This window comes from Photorhabdus tasmaniensis (genome assembly GCF_011189505.1).
Classification (GTDB): domain Bacteria; phylum Pseudomonadota; class Gammaproteobacteria; order Enterobacterales; family Enterobacteriaceae; genus Photorhabdus; species Photorhabdus tasmaniensis.
Genome location: NZ_PUJU01000026.1, coordinates 26094 through 40791 on the forward strand (window position 1 = coordinate 26094; position 14698 = coordinate 40791).

Here is a 14698-nt window from a genome sequence, read left to right on the forward strand (position 1 = left end):
AAACGATAATCACACCAAAGGAGTTGTATATGCGAATACGTAACCTAGTATTAACCATGATGTTACTTGGCGCAGCAGGTGCTGCTCAAGCCGAAGAATTAACAGGGACACTGAAAAAGATAAAAGATGATGGCGTGATCATTGTGGGACACCGTGAATCCTCCGTACCTTTTTCTTACTACGATAACCAACAAAAAGTCGTTGGCTACTCACAGGATTATTCTAATCTGATTGTTGAAGCCGTGAAGAAGAAACTGGACATGCCAAATTTGCAAATAAAATTGATACCCGTGACCTCTCAAAATCGTATCCCATTGTTACAAAATGGGACTTATGATTTCGAATGTGGTTCCACTAGCAATAACCTTGAGCGTCAAAAACAAGCCACTTTCTCTAATTCCATCTTTATTGTTAGTACTCGTTTGCTGACTAAAAAAGATTCCGGCGTAAAAGATTTCCCGGATTTAGTTGGTAAAAACGTTGTTGTCACCTCCGGTACGACTTCTGAAATATTGCTGAATAAACTCAACGACGAGAAAAACATGAAAATGCGCATCATCAGTGCAAAAGATCATGGTGACTCATTCCGTACTCTGGAATCCGGTCGTGCAGTCGCCTTTATGATGGATGATGCTCTATTGGCTGGTGAACGCGCAAAAGCGAAAAAGCCCGCTCAGTGGGAGATCGTGGGTAAAGCTCAATCTAAAGAAGCTTATGGTTGCATATTACGCAAAGATGATCTTGAGTTTAAAAAGCTGATCGATGAAACCATTATTCAGGCACAAGCCTCTGGCATAGCAGAAAAATCATTTGAGCGCTGGTTCAAACATCCGATTCCTCCCAAGAATCTGAACTTGAACTTCTCTTTGTCTGATGAAATGAAAGCACTATTTGAATCGCCGAATGATAAGGCACTTAACTAAAACATATAATTAAAAAAATGACAATTTGATTGGCATCACAGGGTGCGAGGTGGCCGTTCCCTACCTCGCTTTTTTTTCCCCCAACCAATCAAACGTTTTCAAGGGATCAAGCCATACCCTTGCAGGGAGTATTATCATGTCAATTAATTGGAACTGGGACATCTTTTTGCAAGCTGCCCCTTTCGGCAATACCACTTATCTCGGCTGGTTGATCGCCGGATTTCAAGTGACCATTGCCTTGTCTATCTGCGCCTGGATTATCGCCTTCGTTGTCGGTTCGCTCTTCGGCATCCTACGCACTGTTCCCAATAAAATATTATCTGGGATAGGGACCTGTTATGTTGAGCTTTTTCGTAACGTACCACTAATTGTTCAGTTTTTCACCTGGTATCTGGTTATGCCTGAGCTGTTGCCAGAAAAAATCAGTATATGGTTTAAAATTGAACTGGATCCTAATATCCAGTTTTTTATTTCGTCCACTATCTGTTTAGGTCTTTTCACCGCTGCACGCGTGTGTGAACAGGTTCGGGCTGCCATACAATCATTACCACGCGGTCAGAAAGCAGCAGGGTTGGCAATGGGGTTAACCCTGCCACAAACCTACCGCTACGTCCTGCTGCCAAATGCTTACCGAGTCATCATTCCACCAATGACTTCAGAAATGATGAATCTGGTAAAAAATTCCGCTATCGCCTCCACTATTGGCCTCGTGGATATGGCGGCACAGGCAGGTAAATTACTCGACTACTCAGCACATGCTTATGAATCATTTACTGCGATTACACTGGCCTATGTCGGAATCAATCTGGTGATAATGCTTACCATGCACTTACTTGAGAAGAAAGTGCGTTTACCGGGTAATATTGGAGGACAATAAATGTACGAGTTTGACTGGAGTTCTATTGTTCCCAGTATCCCTTTTCTACTGCAAGGCTTAGTCATTACAGCAAAAATCACCATTATTGCTATCGTTATCGGTATCCTTTGGGGAACCGTACTAGCCGTTATGCGTCTCTCTTCTGTAAAAGCCCTGAGCTGGTTTGCAACTTTATATGTCAATCTGTTCCGTTCTGTACCATTAGTCATGGTGCTGTTATGGTTCTATCTGATTGTGCCCAGCCTATTGCAAGATGTTCTGGGAATTTCACCCAAAACAGATATTCGTTTAATTTCAGCCATGGTCGCGTTTGCATTTTTCGAAGCGGCTTACTATTCAGAAATTATCCGTGCGGGAATTCAGAGCATTTCCCGCGGACAATCTTCGGCGGCACTGGCATTAGGGATGACGTCAATGCAAAGTATGAGGATGGTTATTTTGCCTCAGGCATTCCGTGCGATGACCCCGCTATTACTGACACAGGGAATTGTGCTGTTTCAAGACACCTCACTGGTGTATGTACTCAGTCTGACGGACTTTTTCCGTACTGCGGCAAATATCGGTGAGCGTGATGGTACTCAAGTTGAAATGATTCTGTTTGCTGGTTTTGTTTATTTTATTATTAGTTTTGCCGCATCTATGCTGGTTAACTATTTGAAGAAAAGGACTGTTTGATGATCTCCCTGAAAAATGTATCCAAATGGTATGGCCAATTTCAGGTTCTTGCTGACTGCTCAACTGAAGTTAAAAAAGGTGAAGTCGTTGTGGTCTGTGGCCCATCCGGCTCCGGCAAATCCACCCTGATAAAGACGGTCAATGGTCTGGAATCCATCCAACAGGGTGAAATTCTGGTTAATGATATTAAAGTCAATGACAAAAACACCAATCTGGCTCAATTACGTTCAAAAGTCGGTATGGTGTTCCAGCACTTTGAGCTGTTCCCGCACCTCTCCATCATTGAGAATCTTACTTTGGCTCAGATTAAAGTGCTTAACCGTGATAAAAAAGCGGCAGAAGAAAAAGGGCTGAAACTGCTTGAACGTGTCGGGCTTGCCAGTCAAGCTAACAAATTCCCGTCACAACTTTCCGGTGGTCAGCAACAACGCGTGGCAATCGCCCGTGCACTTTGTATGGACCCTATTGCCATGCTGTTCGACGAACCCACTTCCGCACTCGACCCTGAAATGATCAATGAAGTACTTGATGTCATGGTTAAGCTGGCGGACGAAGGTATGACTATGATGGTTGTTACCCATGAAATGGGTTTTGCCCGTAAAGTAGCCAATCGGGTTATCTTTATGGATGAAGGCAAAATTGTTGAAGACAGCAAGAAAGAAGATTTCTTTGCCAATCCAAAATCGGATCGCGCCAAAGAGTTTCTGGCTAAAATTCTTCATTAGTATTATCTCATCTCCGGTGGTGATGCCCGTTGCCACCGGATTTTCCCTCAGAACCCCTGTTGCTTGCGTATCAAATCAGATATGCTATGCCGACCTCATATTTCACCAACTAAATGATTGCTACAAGCGTAGCTTTTTACTCACCATAGGATCATCGGTGTCATGCAAGAACAATACCGTCCAGAAGATATAGAGCCGCAAGTTCAGCTTCACTGGCAAGAGAAGCAAACTTTTAAAGTGACAGAAGACAACAGCAAAGAAAAATATTACTGCCTGTCCATGCTACCTTACCCTTCTGGCCGACTACACATGGGTCACGTACGTAACTACACTATTGGTGATGTTATCTCTCGTTACCAGCGTATGCTTGGCAAAAATGTCCTGCAACCTATTGGCTGGGATGCATTTGGCCTGCCCGCAGAAGGCGCGGCGGTAAAAAATAACACCGCACCGGCCCCATGGACCTATGCCAACATCGAATATATGAAAGGCCAGTTGAAAACACTGGGTTTTGGTTACGACTGGGATCGCGAAGTCACTACCTGTACCCCTGAATATTACCGTTGGGAACAGTGGTTTTTCACCAAACTGTATGAAAAGGGCTTGGTTTATAAAAAAACCTCTGCTGTTAACTGGTGCCCCCACGATCTGACCGTTCTGGCCAATGAACAAGTGGTTGACGGCTGCTGCTGGCGTTGCGACACCAAAGTTGAACGTAAAGAAATTCCACAGTGGTTTATCAAAATCACTGATTATGCCGAAGAATTGCTAAACGATTTGGATACGCTGGAAGAGTGGCCTGAGCAAGTCAAGACCATGCAACGCAACTGGATTGGTCGATCCGAAGGTGTAGAAATCACGTTTGATGTGGCTGATAGTCAGGAAAAACTGACCGTCTATACCACCCGTCCTGATACATTCCTGGGCGCTACTTATGTCGCGGTGGCCGCAGGTCATCCTCTGGCAAAACAAGCAACAGAAAATAACCCTGAGCTGACCGCTTTCATTGATGAATGCCGTAACACCAAAGTTGCTGAAGCAGATATGGCAACAATGGAGAAGAAAGGCATAGCAACTGGCATGTTTGCTATTCATCCATTAACCAAAGAGAAAGTGGCAATCTGGGTTGCAAACTTCGTTTTGATGGAATATGGCACCGGGGCGGTCATGGCAGTTCCTGGTCACGACCAACGCGATTGGGAATTTGCGACAAAATATAACCTGCCAATCAAAGCCGTTATTCTGGACAGTGAAGGCAACGAACCGAATGTTCATGAAGCACCGGTGACAGACAAGAATGTCCTGTTCAACTCCGGAGAATTCAGCGGCCTGAATCACGAAGCTGGTTTCAACGCCATTGCAGATAAACTGGTCGAAATGGGCGTAGGTAAACGTAAAGTCAACTATCGTCTGCGTGATTGGGGAGTTTCTCGTCAGCGTTATTGGGGTGCTCCTATTCCAATGGCAACGCTGGAAGATGGTACCGTTGTACCAGCACCAGAAGATCAACTGCCGGTTATTCTGCCGGAAGATGTCACCATGAATGGTATCACCAGCCCGATTAAAGCTGATCCTGAGTGGGCAAAAACCACTATCAACGGCCAGCCAGCGCTGCGTGAAACAGATACCTTCGACACCTTTATGGAATCTTCCTGGTACTACGCTCGTTACACCTGTCCAGAATATGACAAAGGTATGCTTGATCCGGCGGCGGCTAACTACTGGCTGCCAGTTGATCAATATATCGGTGGTATCGAACACGCTATCATGCACCTGATGTATTTCCGTTTCTTCCACAAACTGATGCGTGACGCAGGTATGGTCAATTCTAACGAACCAGCAAAACGCCTGTTGTGTCAGGGAATGGTTCTGGCCGATGCTTTCTACCATATCGGCAAAAATGGCGAAAAAGTTTGGATTCCCCCAGCTGATGCCCTTGTTGAACGTGATGATAAAGGTCGTATCATCAAGGCGACAGACAGAGAAGGCCATGAGCTGGTTTACACCGGCATGAGCAAAATGTCTAAATCCAAAAACAACGGTGTTGATCCACAATTGATGGTGGAAAAATACGGAGCCGATACCGTCCGCTTGTTTATGATGTTCGCTGCTCCACCAGAATTGACTCTGGAATGGCAAGAGTCCAGTGTTGAAGGAGCAAACCGCTTCCTGAAACGGGTATGGCGTCTAGTTTATGAACATACCAGTAAAGGAGCAACTCAGCCGCTGGAGATCACAAATCTAACCGTGGAACAAAAAGATCTGTTCCGTGATCTGCACAAAACCATTGCTAAAGTTACCGATGATGTCGGTCGCCGTCAGGCATTCAACACTGCCATCGCTGCCGTGATGGAATTGATGAATAAACTGACTCGCGCACCACAGGAGACGGAGCAGGATCGCGCACTGATGCAAGAAGCGCTGTTGGCAGTCGTCCGTATGTTGTCACCAATCACGCCTCACGTTTGTTTTACTATGTGGCAAGCTCTGGGCGGTGCAGGCGATATCGATACGGCTGACTGGCCGCAAGCTGATGAGCAGGCCATGGTTGATGACACCAAACTGGTCGTCATTCAAGTCAATGGTAAAGTACGTGGCCGTGTTACCGTACCAGCAGATTCCACTAAAGAATATGTTCATGACATGGCAGCAAAAGAGTATGGGGTGGCGAAATATCTTGAAGACGTCACTATTCGTAAGGTCATCTATGTACCAGGCAAACTGCTGAATCTGGTCGTCGGCTGATAAAGGAGGCAATGTGCGGCATCGTATTTTAACGTTGTTGCTGGGGTTAGCGGTGCTGGTCACCGCTGGCTGCGGTTTTCATCTGCGTGGTACCACTCAAGTACCACCGGAGCTCAAAAAGCTGCAATTAACGAGCGGTGATCCATATGGGCCTCTGACTCGTTCTGTGCGCCAACAACTTCGTCTGAATAACGTCACTATCCTTGAGAATGGTAGCGCCGAAATTCCTATTCTGAGGCTAATCACTTCTTCTGAAAATAAAGACACTGTTTCCGTTTTCCAGGACGGTAAGGCGGCTGAACGCCAATTGACACTGTATGTCGATGCACAGGTTATTATGCCAAACGGTAGCGTCTACCCGCTTCAATCCAGAGTTGACCGTTCTTTCTTCGATAACCCATTAGAAGCATTGGCAAAAGATGCGGAAAACGAAATGATCAATCAAGAAATGCGCGAACAGGCTGCACGTCAGTTAGTTCGCCAGTTACTGACTGTTCACAGCGCAGAAAAACAGAAAGCCAGAGAAAAACAAGCGGAACAGCAAGCTGCACAAGCACAATGATCAGACTCTATCCCGAACAACTGGTTTCGCAGCTCAACGAAGGGCTGCGAAACTGTTATCTGATATGGGGAAATGAACCCCTGCTATTACAGGAAAGCCAGGATCACATTCGCAAGGCGGCTGAACAGCACGCTTTCACTGAACACTTCACTTATGCTCTGGACAATCATACCGAATGGGATGAAGTATTCAGTATTTGCCAGTCATTAAGCCTGTTTGCCAGTCGTCAAACCCTCACTTTACTGCTACCAGAAAATGGCCCCAACACGGTAATGGCTGAAAAACTGGTAAAACTGGCGGAATTACTTCATCCAGATATCTTGCTGATATTGCGTGGTTTGAAATTGACCAAAGCTCAGGAAAACAGTAGCTGGTTTAAAACATTAGGGAAAAATGGTGTTTACATCAGTTGTCAAACGCCCGAATTGAACCGCCTGCCTCAATGGGTCGCGCAACGAGCCAAAGTCATGAAACTGACTCTGGAAGAGCAAGCCAATCAACTGTTGTGTTACTGCTATGAAGGAAACTTATTGGCGCTGACTCAGGCTCTTGAGCGGCTCTCCCTGCTATATCCAGATGGTAAACTGACCTTACACCGTATTGAAAATGCGGTGAATGACGCGGCTCACTTTACACCTTATCACTGGGTAGACTCTCTGTTATTGGGTAAAGCAAAACGAGCATGGCATATTCTAAAACAGTTACAACAGGAAGATTGCGAGGCCGTTATTCTGTTACGTACCCTACAGCGTGAATTGCTGCTGCTACTTACACTAAAGCGCCAGAGCACCACAACTGCTATAAAAACTCTGTTAGATCAACATCGAATATGGCAAAACCGCCGCCCGTTACTAACCAATGCACTGCAACGCTTAACTCAGCATGATTTACAGCTGGCAGTCCATTTACTTGTACAAATGGAACTCCGGGTGAAACAAGATTACGGTCAGTCCGTCTGGCCAGATTTAGAAACAATTTCCATGTTGTTATGTGGGAAAACATTACCTGAGAGCTTTTTTCATGTCTCACGCCATTGATTCTATTTGTCCGACTTGTCCGACACATCCCGTTATTCAGGCATTATTTGGTGGGACATTTGACCCAATTCATTATGGGCACCTGCATTCAGTTGAAGCTCTGGCACATCAAACTGGCCTAAAACAAGTGATTCTACTGCCAAATCACGTCCCTCCCCACCGCCCACAGCCAGAAGCTACCGCGCAACAACGGCTTGAAATGGTTCGTCTAGCAGTACAGGACAATCCACTATTCACCGTCGATACCCGTGAACTGGAGCGTACTACCCCATCGTACACAATTGATACGTTGGGATCATTCCGTCAGGAGTTTGGTGAAAATCAACCTCTGGCATTTATCATCGGCCAGGACGCGTTGTTATCACTGCATACCTGGCATCGCTGGCAGGAACTGCTGAATATCTGCCATTTACTGGTTTGTGCTCGTCCCAGTTATCAAACCCAACTTTCTACAACTGAAATGCAGCAATGGCTTACGCAACATCAAATCAGCGATCCCGCTCTACTTAGTCGCAAACCTAATGGTTATGTCTATCTGGCAGATACACCACTGTTACATATCTCAGCAACAGATATCCGCCAATGTCTCCAGCAAGGGCTAAGTTGTGATGATTTGTTATCCCCTTCAGTACAAAAGTATATAAATTCACAGGGGTTATATCGCCAATAGCGAAATCTGCCCCGATTAGTCACTCAGTTGGCTTACCCTTGGGTAACCTGGCATGCTATTATTCCGCACTATTTGCTCAATTTTGATAAAAAATAAGGATGAACCTTTTGCAAGGTAAAGAACTCCAACAGTTTGTTATTGATAAACTTGAAGACTCCAAAGCACAGGATATTATTTCTCTGGATGTTCAGGGGAAATCCAGCATTACCGATTGCATGATTATCTGCACCGGAACCTCCAACCGCCATCTGATGTCTGTCGCAGACAATTTGGTTGGTGACTGCCGTGCGAGTGGTTTAACTCCACTGGGTGTTGAGGGACAGGGCATATCTGACTGGATTGTCGTAGACCTCGGTGAAGTTATTGTCCATGTCATGCAGGAAGAGAGTCGCCGCATGTATGAACTTGAAAAGCTTTGGAGCTGAGTTTGAAGCTGCAATTAGTCGCTGTAGGTACAAAAATGCCGGACTGGATACAGGCCGGCTTTATGGATTATTTGCGCCGTTTTCCAAAAGACATGCCATTTGATCTGGTAGAAATTCCGGCTGGGAAACGAGGTAAAAACGCGGATATTAAACGCATTCTGGAAAAAGAAGGCGAACAAATGCTGGCCGCTGTCGGCAAAGGCAACCGTATTGTTACTCTGGATATTCCTGGTTCCCGTTGGGAAACACCTCAACTGGCGCAACAACTTGAACATTGGAAACAAGATGGCAGAGATGTCAGTCTGCTGATAGGCGGGCCCGAAGGTCTTGCGCCAGCATGTAAAGCTGCCGCAGAACAGAGCTGGTCACTGTCGCCACTGACCTTGCCCCATCCTTTGGTCCGGGTTTTAGTTGCAGAAAGCCTGTACCGGGCATGGAGTATTACCACCAATCATCCCTATCATCGGGAATAATTTGGTTACCAACGGATAAAGCGAATTCTGGCAATGGGATGAAAAATAAACGTACCCCTTTTCGTGATTACACGGCTGAATCAGCCCTGTTTGCCCGCCGCGCATTGGTGGCGTTTATTGTTATCCTGGTACTGACTGGTGTCTTGGTTGCCAATCTTTATCATTTACAAATCACCCGCCACGAAGACTACCAAACCCGCTCAAACGAAAACCGCATTAAACTGGTTCCAATCGCGCCAAGCCGGGGTATTATTTATGACCGTAAAGGCACACCATTGGCGCTTAACCGAACAATTTACCAGTTGGAAATTGTACCTGAAAAGGTAGAACATCTTGAGCAAACCCTAAATGATTTACGGGATGTTATCGATCTAACTGACGAAGACATTGCCAACTTTGAAAAAGAACGTAAGCGCTCACGCCGCTTTACCTCTATCCCATTGAAAACGTCGCTTGATCATATTCAAGTGGCGCGTTTTGCTGTTAACCAGTACCGTTTCCCCGGCCTTGAAATAAAAGGCTATCAACGCCGTTTCTACCCTTATGGTTCAGCATTGACTCATATCATTGGCTATGTCGCTAAAATTAATGATAAAGATGTGGAACGGTTGGATAAGGAAGGGATTTTACCCAATTATGCAGCCACCCATGATATCGGCAAGCTGGGTATTGAACGTTATTATGAGTCTGTTTTACACGGCAGAACCGGTTATGAAGAAGTCGAAGTCAATAATCGTGGCCGTGTAATACGTCAATTACATGAACAACCGCCACAGGCCGGACAGGATATTTACCTGACTATCGATCTTGAATTGCAGATCTATATTGAGAAACTTCTCACAACCAGCCGGGCCGCAGTCGTTGTCAGTGATCCACGGAATGGGGAAATTTTGGCCCTGGTATCTAACCCAAGTTATGACCCAAACCTGTTCGTAAACGGTATCTCCAATAAAAACTATCAGGAATTATTAAACAACCCTGACCGACCGCTTATTAATCGTGCGACTCAAGGGATTTATCCTCCTGCTTCAACGGTTAAGCCTTTCATTACCGTTGCAGCACTCAGTACAAACGTTATCAATAAAAATACAACCCTCTTTGATCCGGGATGGTGGCAACTGCCGGGTTCAGAAAAACGCTACCGTGACTGGAAACGCTGGGGGCATGGTAGTCTCAATGCATATAGAGCCATTGTGGAATCTGCGGATACTTTCTTCTATCAAGTTGCCTATGATATGGGTATTGATCGTTTGTCTGAATGGATGACCAAATTTGGTTATGGCGAATACACCGGAATCGACCTAGCTGAAGAACGTACAGGCATCATGCCAACCCGCGAATGGAAGCAAAAGAAATATAAAAAACCCTGGTATCAGGGAGATACTATTCCTGTGGGTATCGGCCAGGGATACTGGACAGCAACCCCCATTCAAATGGTCAAGGCGCTGACAACCTTAATTAATGACGGTAATGTAAAAACGCCGCATCTGTTACTGGGTAAGAAGTTGAAAGGTGAGATGCTCCCTTATCAACAACCAGAAAACGTTCAGATAGGTGATATCCATTCAGGGTACTGGGAACTGGCAAAAAGTGGTATGTATGGTGTTGCTAACCTGCCAAATGGTACCGGCCACAAGAGTTTTATCGGCACACCGTATAAAGCGGCTGTCAAATCAGGAACAGCACAGGTCTATAGTTATGAAACTTATAATGCCAGTAAAATTGCTGAGCATTTACGGGATCACAAACTAATGATTGCTTTCGCCCCTTATGAGAATCCGACAGTAGCCCTTTCTATTATTTTAGAGAATGGGGGTGCGGGTCCGTCTGTGGGAACCCTTGTTCGCCAAATCCTCGATCATGTACTGTTAGGGGATAACAATACTATATTACCGGATGCTGCCCCTGCACCACCCGGAACAGAAAGTGACTAATGACACTATGACAGAAAACCCAAAAAAGGTTCCTCTCTGGACCAGATTACATATCGACCCGCCATTACTGCTGTGCATTCTGGCACTACTGGTATACAGCGCTTTTGTTATGTGGAGTGCCAGCGGTCAAGATATGGGGATGATGGAGCGCAGAATCGGCCAAATTGGTGCCGGATTTGTTGTCATGATCATTATGGCGCAGATCCCACCAAGAGTTTATGAAAGCTGGGCACCTTATCTCTATATTGTTTGTATCATTTTACTGATTTTTGTCGATGCTTTCGGGCAAATCAGTAAAGGGGCACAACGCTGGCTCGATCTGGGGATCATCCGTTTCCAGCCTTCTGAGATTGCCAAAATCGCAGTACCACTGATGATTGCTCGTTTTATGAACCGCGATTTATGTCCACCATCGCTGAAAAATACCACTATCGCTTTAATGCTGATTTTTCTACCCACTTTACTGGTCGCCGCCCAACCAGATCTGGGTACTTCAATTCTGGTCGCTGCTTCTGGTCTGTTTGTCCTGTTCCTGGCAGGAATGAGCTGGCGACTGATTGGTATTGCGGCTCTGTTATTGGCCTGTTTTATCCCTATTTTGTGGTTCTTTCTGATGCATGGATACCAGCGTGATCGCGTAATGATGTTACTTGATCCAGAAACTGACCCATTGGGTAAGGGTTACCACATTATTCAATCGAAAATCGCTATTGGCTCCGGTGGCTTATCAGGTAAAGGCTGGTTGTTCGGGACACAATCTCAGCTAGAATTTCTTCCAGAACGCCATACTGACTTCATATTTGCCGTATTATCGGAAGAGCTTGGTTTAATTGGCGTGCTACTGTTATTAACACTATATTTGCTATTAATTATACGCGGGCTGGTTATCGCAACCAGAGCACAGAATACTTTTGGCCGGGTCATGGTTGGCGGCCTAATGTTAATCTTGTTTGTTTATATTTTCGTAAATATCGGCATGGTGAGCGGTATCCTGCCTGTGGTAGGGGTTCCTCTACCATTTGTTAGTTATGGCGGTTCAGCATTGATCGTCTTAATGGCTGGTTTCGGAATTATAATGTCGATTCACACACACCGAAAATTATTGTCTAAAAGTTTATAAAGAAGAGGTTTCAATGCGTCAACACTGGCTTATACTCGGCATGATTGTAGCTTCATTATCCGGCTGTACCACTCCTGACGAGCAAAAATCTTCCCCGTTACCCGCAGTACCAACGCAGGATGTTCTGGGCGCGGAGCCTCATTATGAGCCTTATCACCCCAGCGCCAATAATGATTATCAGATGAACGGACATATTTATCATATTGTTCAAGACCCATCTCAGTTCAGTGAAACGGGTTATGCCAGTTGGTATGCCGCAGAATCCAGTGGCAAAATGACAGCGATTGGTGAGCGTTTCAATCCTTATGCTCTGACGGCAGCCCACCCCACCCTACCAATTCCAAGCTATGTCCGCGTGACCAATTTGAGTAATGGCCGTATGATGGTTGTCAGAATCAATGACCGTGGTCCCTATAAACAGGGGCGGATTATCGATCTGTCAAAAGCTTCTGCTGAACGCCTGAACCTGACTCAAAGTACCAAAGTTAAGATTGATTTTATTCAGGTTGCCCAAGATGGTTCTTTATCGGGTCCCGGTACTGTCGGCAGCCAGATAGTTAAACAGAGTTATGCGCTACCCGGCAGGCCAGTTCTAACAACCGGGCCACTGGGAACACCAACAATGGAGAATGTCCCGGATCAAACGAACAGCCAGCCTTCGGCAAATCAACCGGTGGAACAAACACAACGGTTGACTGTACAGCCAGAAGTCACTGGGCAACTACCCGCAATGAAATTACAGCCGCCTAAACCTGTGACAAACAGTGCGTTAACAACAGCAGCACCAACCTCTTCAACAAATGGTTTTATGGTCCAGGTTGGTGCGGTTAGCAGTGAACAACGGGCAAAAGAGTGGCAACAAACCCTGGAACAACGCTTCAATGTTCAAGGCCGAATAACCCAATATAGCAACGTTTATCGTGTACAATTGGGGCCATTCAATAATCGTCAACAGGCTACGGATTTACAACAGAAACTGGCTGATCAAATACAACAATCCTCCTTTATCGTCAGTCCTTAATTGTTCGCTTACTGATATCTGGCTTTAGTTCAGATATCAGTAAGCGAGGTAAAAAAATGTAAACCTGCTGCTTGTTAAAATTTGCCAATGTCAGTATTTTTTTCATTTGCTATGATGTGGCCCGATATCAACCTTTTCTCACGGATGTTGTCCAACCGACCATGAAATATACAACCACTTCTCGTTTTATAAAAAGTGCCACCCTGGGTATTGCGCTGGCAATAAGTGCTTCTGCCTTTGCCGATGGAAACGATGTAAACCTGAAAACGATGATCCCAGGTGTACCTCAGATTGATGCTGAAGCTTATATTCTTATCGACTATAACTCAGGCAAGGTTCTGGCTGAGATGAACGCGGACGCACACCGTGATCCTGCCAGTTTGACAAAAATGATGACCAGTTACGTTATTGGTCAGACAATCAAATCAGGCAAAATCGGCCCAAATGATATGGTCACTGTTGGCACTGATGCATGGGCAACAGGTAATCCGGTATTTAAAGGCTCCTCCCTGATGTTCCTCAAACCAGGAGATCAGGTTTCGGTTTCTATGTTATCTCGCGGTATAAACCTGCAATCCGGTAATGATGCCTGTGTTGCAATGGCGGATTATGTTGCCGGCAGCCAAGAGTCTTTCGTTAATCTAATGAACAGCTATGTAACATCCCTTGGCTTACAGAATACACATTTCAAAACTGTTCATGGTCTGGATGCGGAAGGCCAATACAGCTCTGCCCGTGATATGGCGTTGATTGGTCAGGCCCTGATCCGCGATGTTCCTGAAGAGTATGCTATCTATAAAGAGAAAGAATTTACCTACAATAATATCCGTCAAACAAACCGAAACGGCTTATTGTGGGATAAAAGCCTGAATGTAGATGGTATAAAAACCGGCCACACGAATGCCGCAGGCTATAATCTAGTCGCTTCTGCAACGGAAGGCGATATGCGTCTGATTTCTGCGGTATTAGGCGGCCATACTTATAAGGGCCGTGAAACAGAAAGCAAGAAACTGCTGACCTGGGGATTCCGTTTCTTCGAAACCGTCGAGCCACTGAAAGCTGGCAAAGAATTCGCTTCTGAACCGGTTTGGTTCGGAGACAACGATAGGGTTCAGCTAGGTGTTGATAAAGATGTTTATCTGACTATTCCCCGCGGTCGTCTGAAAGATTTGAAAGCCAGCTATGTCATGAATAATACTGAACTACATGCACCGCTAGCGACAAATCAGGTTGTCGGCACCATCAATTTTCAACTTGATGGCAAGACTGTCGAACAGCGCTCATTAGTCGTTATGAACGAAGTGAAAGAAGGCAGCATCTTCAGTCGTTTTATCGATTACATCAAACTGCTATTTCATCATTGGTTTGGCTAGTTCCTGAGATAGTTAAACGACAAAAAAACATAACCCACAGAAGCGAGCCAGGCTACAGTCTGACCGCAATAAAAATCCCCGCGATTTAAGCAGGGAAGATATCGAATTTTACACAAAAGACTGACCGTACGTATTGCG

Annotated in this window: 14 protein-coding genes; all 14 read left to right on the forward strand. The window is 45.5% G+C overall.

Annotated features, from left to right (window positions below):
• Window positions 1-29 precede the first annotated feature (29 nt).
• Window positions 30-923 (forward strand): glutamate/aspartate ABC transporter substrate-binding protein, encoded by an 894-nt coding sequence (locus C5471_RS13245; protein ID WP_133816184.1) that lies wholly within the window; start codon window positions 30-32, stop codon window positions 921-923.
• 136 nt (window positions 924-1059) lie between these two features.
• Window positions 1060-1800 carry an amino acid ABC transporter permease gene (locus C5471_RS13250; RefSeq protein WP_133816183.1) on the forward strand — a complete coding sequence of 247 codons (741 nt, stop codon included), beginning with the start codon at window positions 1060-1062 and terminating at the stop codon, window positions 1798-1800.
• Window positions 1801-2475 (forward strand): glutamate/aspartate ABC transporter permease GltK, encoded by a 675-nt coding sequence (gltK, locus tag C5471_RS13255; RefSeq protein WP_133816182.1) that lies wholly within the window; start codon window positions 1801-1803, stop codon window positions 2473-2475. It abuts the gene before it with no gap.
• Window positions 2475-3200, forward strand: a complete 726-nt coding sequence (locus C5471_RS13260) for an amino acid ABC transporter ATP-binding protein (RefSeq protein ID WP_133816181.1) — start codon at window positions 2475-2477, stop codon at window positions 3198-3200. Before gltK ends, C5471_RS13260 begins: the two co-directional genes overlap by 1 nt.
• A gap of 162 nt (window positions 3201-3362) precedes the next feature.
• The gene (gene leuS / locus C5471_RS13265; RefSeq protein WP_133816180.1) at window positions 3363-5945 is read left to right on the forward strand and encodes a leucine--tRNA ligase; all 2583 of its coding nucleotides are present in this window, start codon (window positions 3363-3365) and stop codon (window positions 5943-5945) included.
• A 13-nt stretch (window positions 5946-5958) separates the two neighbouring features.
• Entirely contained in the window at window positions 5959-6507 is a 549-nt protein-coding gene (lptE, locus tag C5471_RS13270) for an LPS assembly lipoprotein LptE (RefSeq protein WP_133816179.1), read from the forward strand.
• Window positions 6504-7544, forward strand: a complete 1041-nt coding sequence (gene holA / locus C5471_RS13275; RefSeq protein WP_133816178.1) for a DNA polymerase III subunit delta — start codon at window positions 6504-6506, stop codon at window positions 7542-7544. Before lptE ends, holA begins: the two co-directional genes overlap by 4 nt.
• The gene (gene nadD, locus C5471_RS13280) at window positions 7528-8214 is read left to right on the forward strand and encodes a nicotinate-nucleotide adenylyltransferase (RefSeq protein WP_133816177.1); all 687 of its coding nucleotides are present in this window, start codon (window positions 7528-7530) and stop codon (window positions 8212-8214) included. Before holA ends, nadD begins: the two co-directional genes overlap by 17 nt.
• 98 nt (window positions 8215-8312) lie before the next feature.
• Window positions 8313-8639 carry a ribosome silencing factor gene (gene rsfS, locus C5471_RS13285; protein ID WP_166295963.1) on the forward strand — a complete coding sequence of 109 codons (327 nt, stop codon included), beginning with the start codon at window positions 8313-8315 and terminating at the stop codon, window positions 8637-8639.
• A 2-nt stretch (window positions 8640-8641) separates the two neighbouring features.
• A complete protein-coding gene (gene rlmH / locus C5471_RS13290) occupies window positions 8642-9112 on the forward strand; it encodes a 23S rRNA (pseudouridine(1915)-N(3))-methyltransferase RlmH (RefSeq protein ID WP_133816175.1) in 471 nt (156 codons plus the stop codon).
• A gap of 38 nt (window positions 9113-9150) precedes the next feature.
• Window positions 9151-11046, forward strand: a complete 1896-nt coding sequence (mrdA, locus tag C5471_RS13295; protein ID WP_133816174.1) for a peptidoglycan DD-transpeptidase MrdA — start codon at window positions 9151-9153, stop codon at window positions 11044-11046.
• Window positions 11047-11053: 7 nt separating this feature from the next.
• Window positions 11054-12166: a peptidoglycan glycosyltransferase MrdB gene (mrdB, locus tag C5471_RS13300; protein ID WP_133816220.1), complete on the forward strand. Its 1113-nt coding sequence runs from the start codon at window positions 11054-11056 to the stop codon at window positions 12164-12166.
• A gap of 13 nt (window positions 12167-12179) precedes the next feature.
• Window positions 12180-13187 (forward strand): endolytic peptidoglycan transglycosylase RlpA, encoded by a 1008-nt coding sequence (gene rlpA / locus C5471_RS13305; protein WP_133816173.1) that lies wholly within the window; start codon window positions 12180-12182, stop codon window positions 13185-13187.
• A gap of 161 nt (window positions 13188-13348) precedes the next feature.
• The gene (gene dacA / locus C5471_RS13310) at window positions 13349-14560 is read left to right on the forward strand and encodes a D-alanyl-D-alanine carboxypeptidase DacA (protein WP_133816172.1); all 1212 of its coding nucleotides are present in this window, start codon (window positions 13349-13351) and stop codon (window positions 14558-14560) included.
• Window positions 14561-14698: the final 138 nt, after the last annotated feature.

Coding starts and splice junctions, on each gene's coding strand:
- rsfS (WP_166295963.1), top strand. CDS start 8,313: ATGAACCTTTTGCAAGGTAAAGAACTCCAACAGTTTGTTATTGATAAA.
- holA (WP_133816178.1), top strand. CDS start 6,504: ATGATCAGACTCTATCCCGAACAACTGGTTTCGCAGCTCAACGAAGGG.
- gltK (WP_133816182.1), top strand. CDS start 1,801: ATGTACGAGTTTGACTGGAGTTCTATTGTTCCCAGTATCCCTTTTCTA.
- dacA (WP_133816172.1), top strand. CDS start 13,349: ATGAAATATACAACCACTTCTCGTTTTATAAAAAGTGCCACCCTGGGT.
- C5471_RS13250 (WP_133816183.1), top strand. CDS start 1,060: ATGTCAATTAATTGGAACTGGGACATCTTTTTGCAAGCTGCCCCTTTC.
- C5471_RS13245 (WP_133816184.1), top strand. CDS start 30: ATGCGAATACGTAACCTAGTATTAACCATGATGTTACTTGGCGCAGCA.
- leuS (WP_133816180.1), top strand. CDS start 3,363: ATGCAAGAACAATACCGTCCAGAAGATATAGAGCCGCAAGTTCAGCTT.
- mrdB (WP_133816220.1), top strand. CDS start 11,054: ATGACAGAAAACCCAAAAAAGGTTCCTCTCTGGACCAGATTACATATC.
- rlpA (WP_133816173.1), top strand. CDS start 12,180: ATGCGTCAACACTGGCTTATACTCGGCATGATTGTAGCTTCATTATCC.
- C5471_RS13260 (WP_133816181.1), top strand. CDS start 2,475: ATGATCTCCCTGAAAAATGTATCCAAATGGTATGGCCAATTTCAGGTT.
- mrdA (WP_133816174.1), top strand. CDS start 9,151: ATGAAAAATAAACGTACCCCTTTTCGTGATTACACGGCTGAATCAGCC.
- nadD (WP_133816177.1), top strand. CDS start 7,528: ATGTCTCACGCCATTGATTCTATTTGTCCGACTTGTCCGACACATCCC.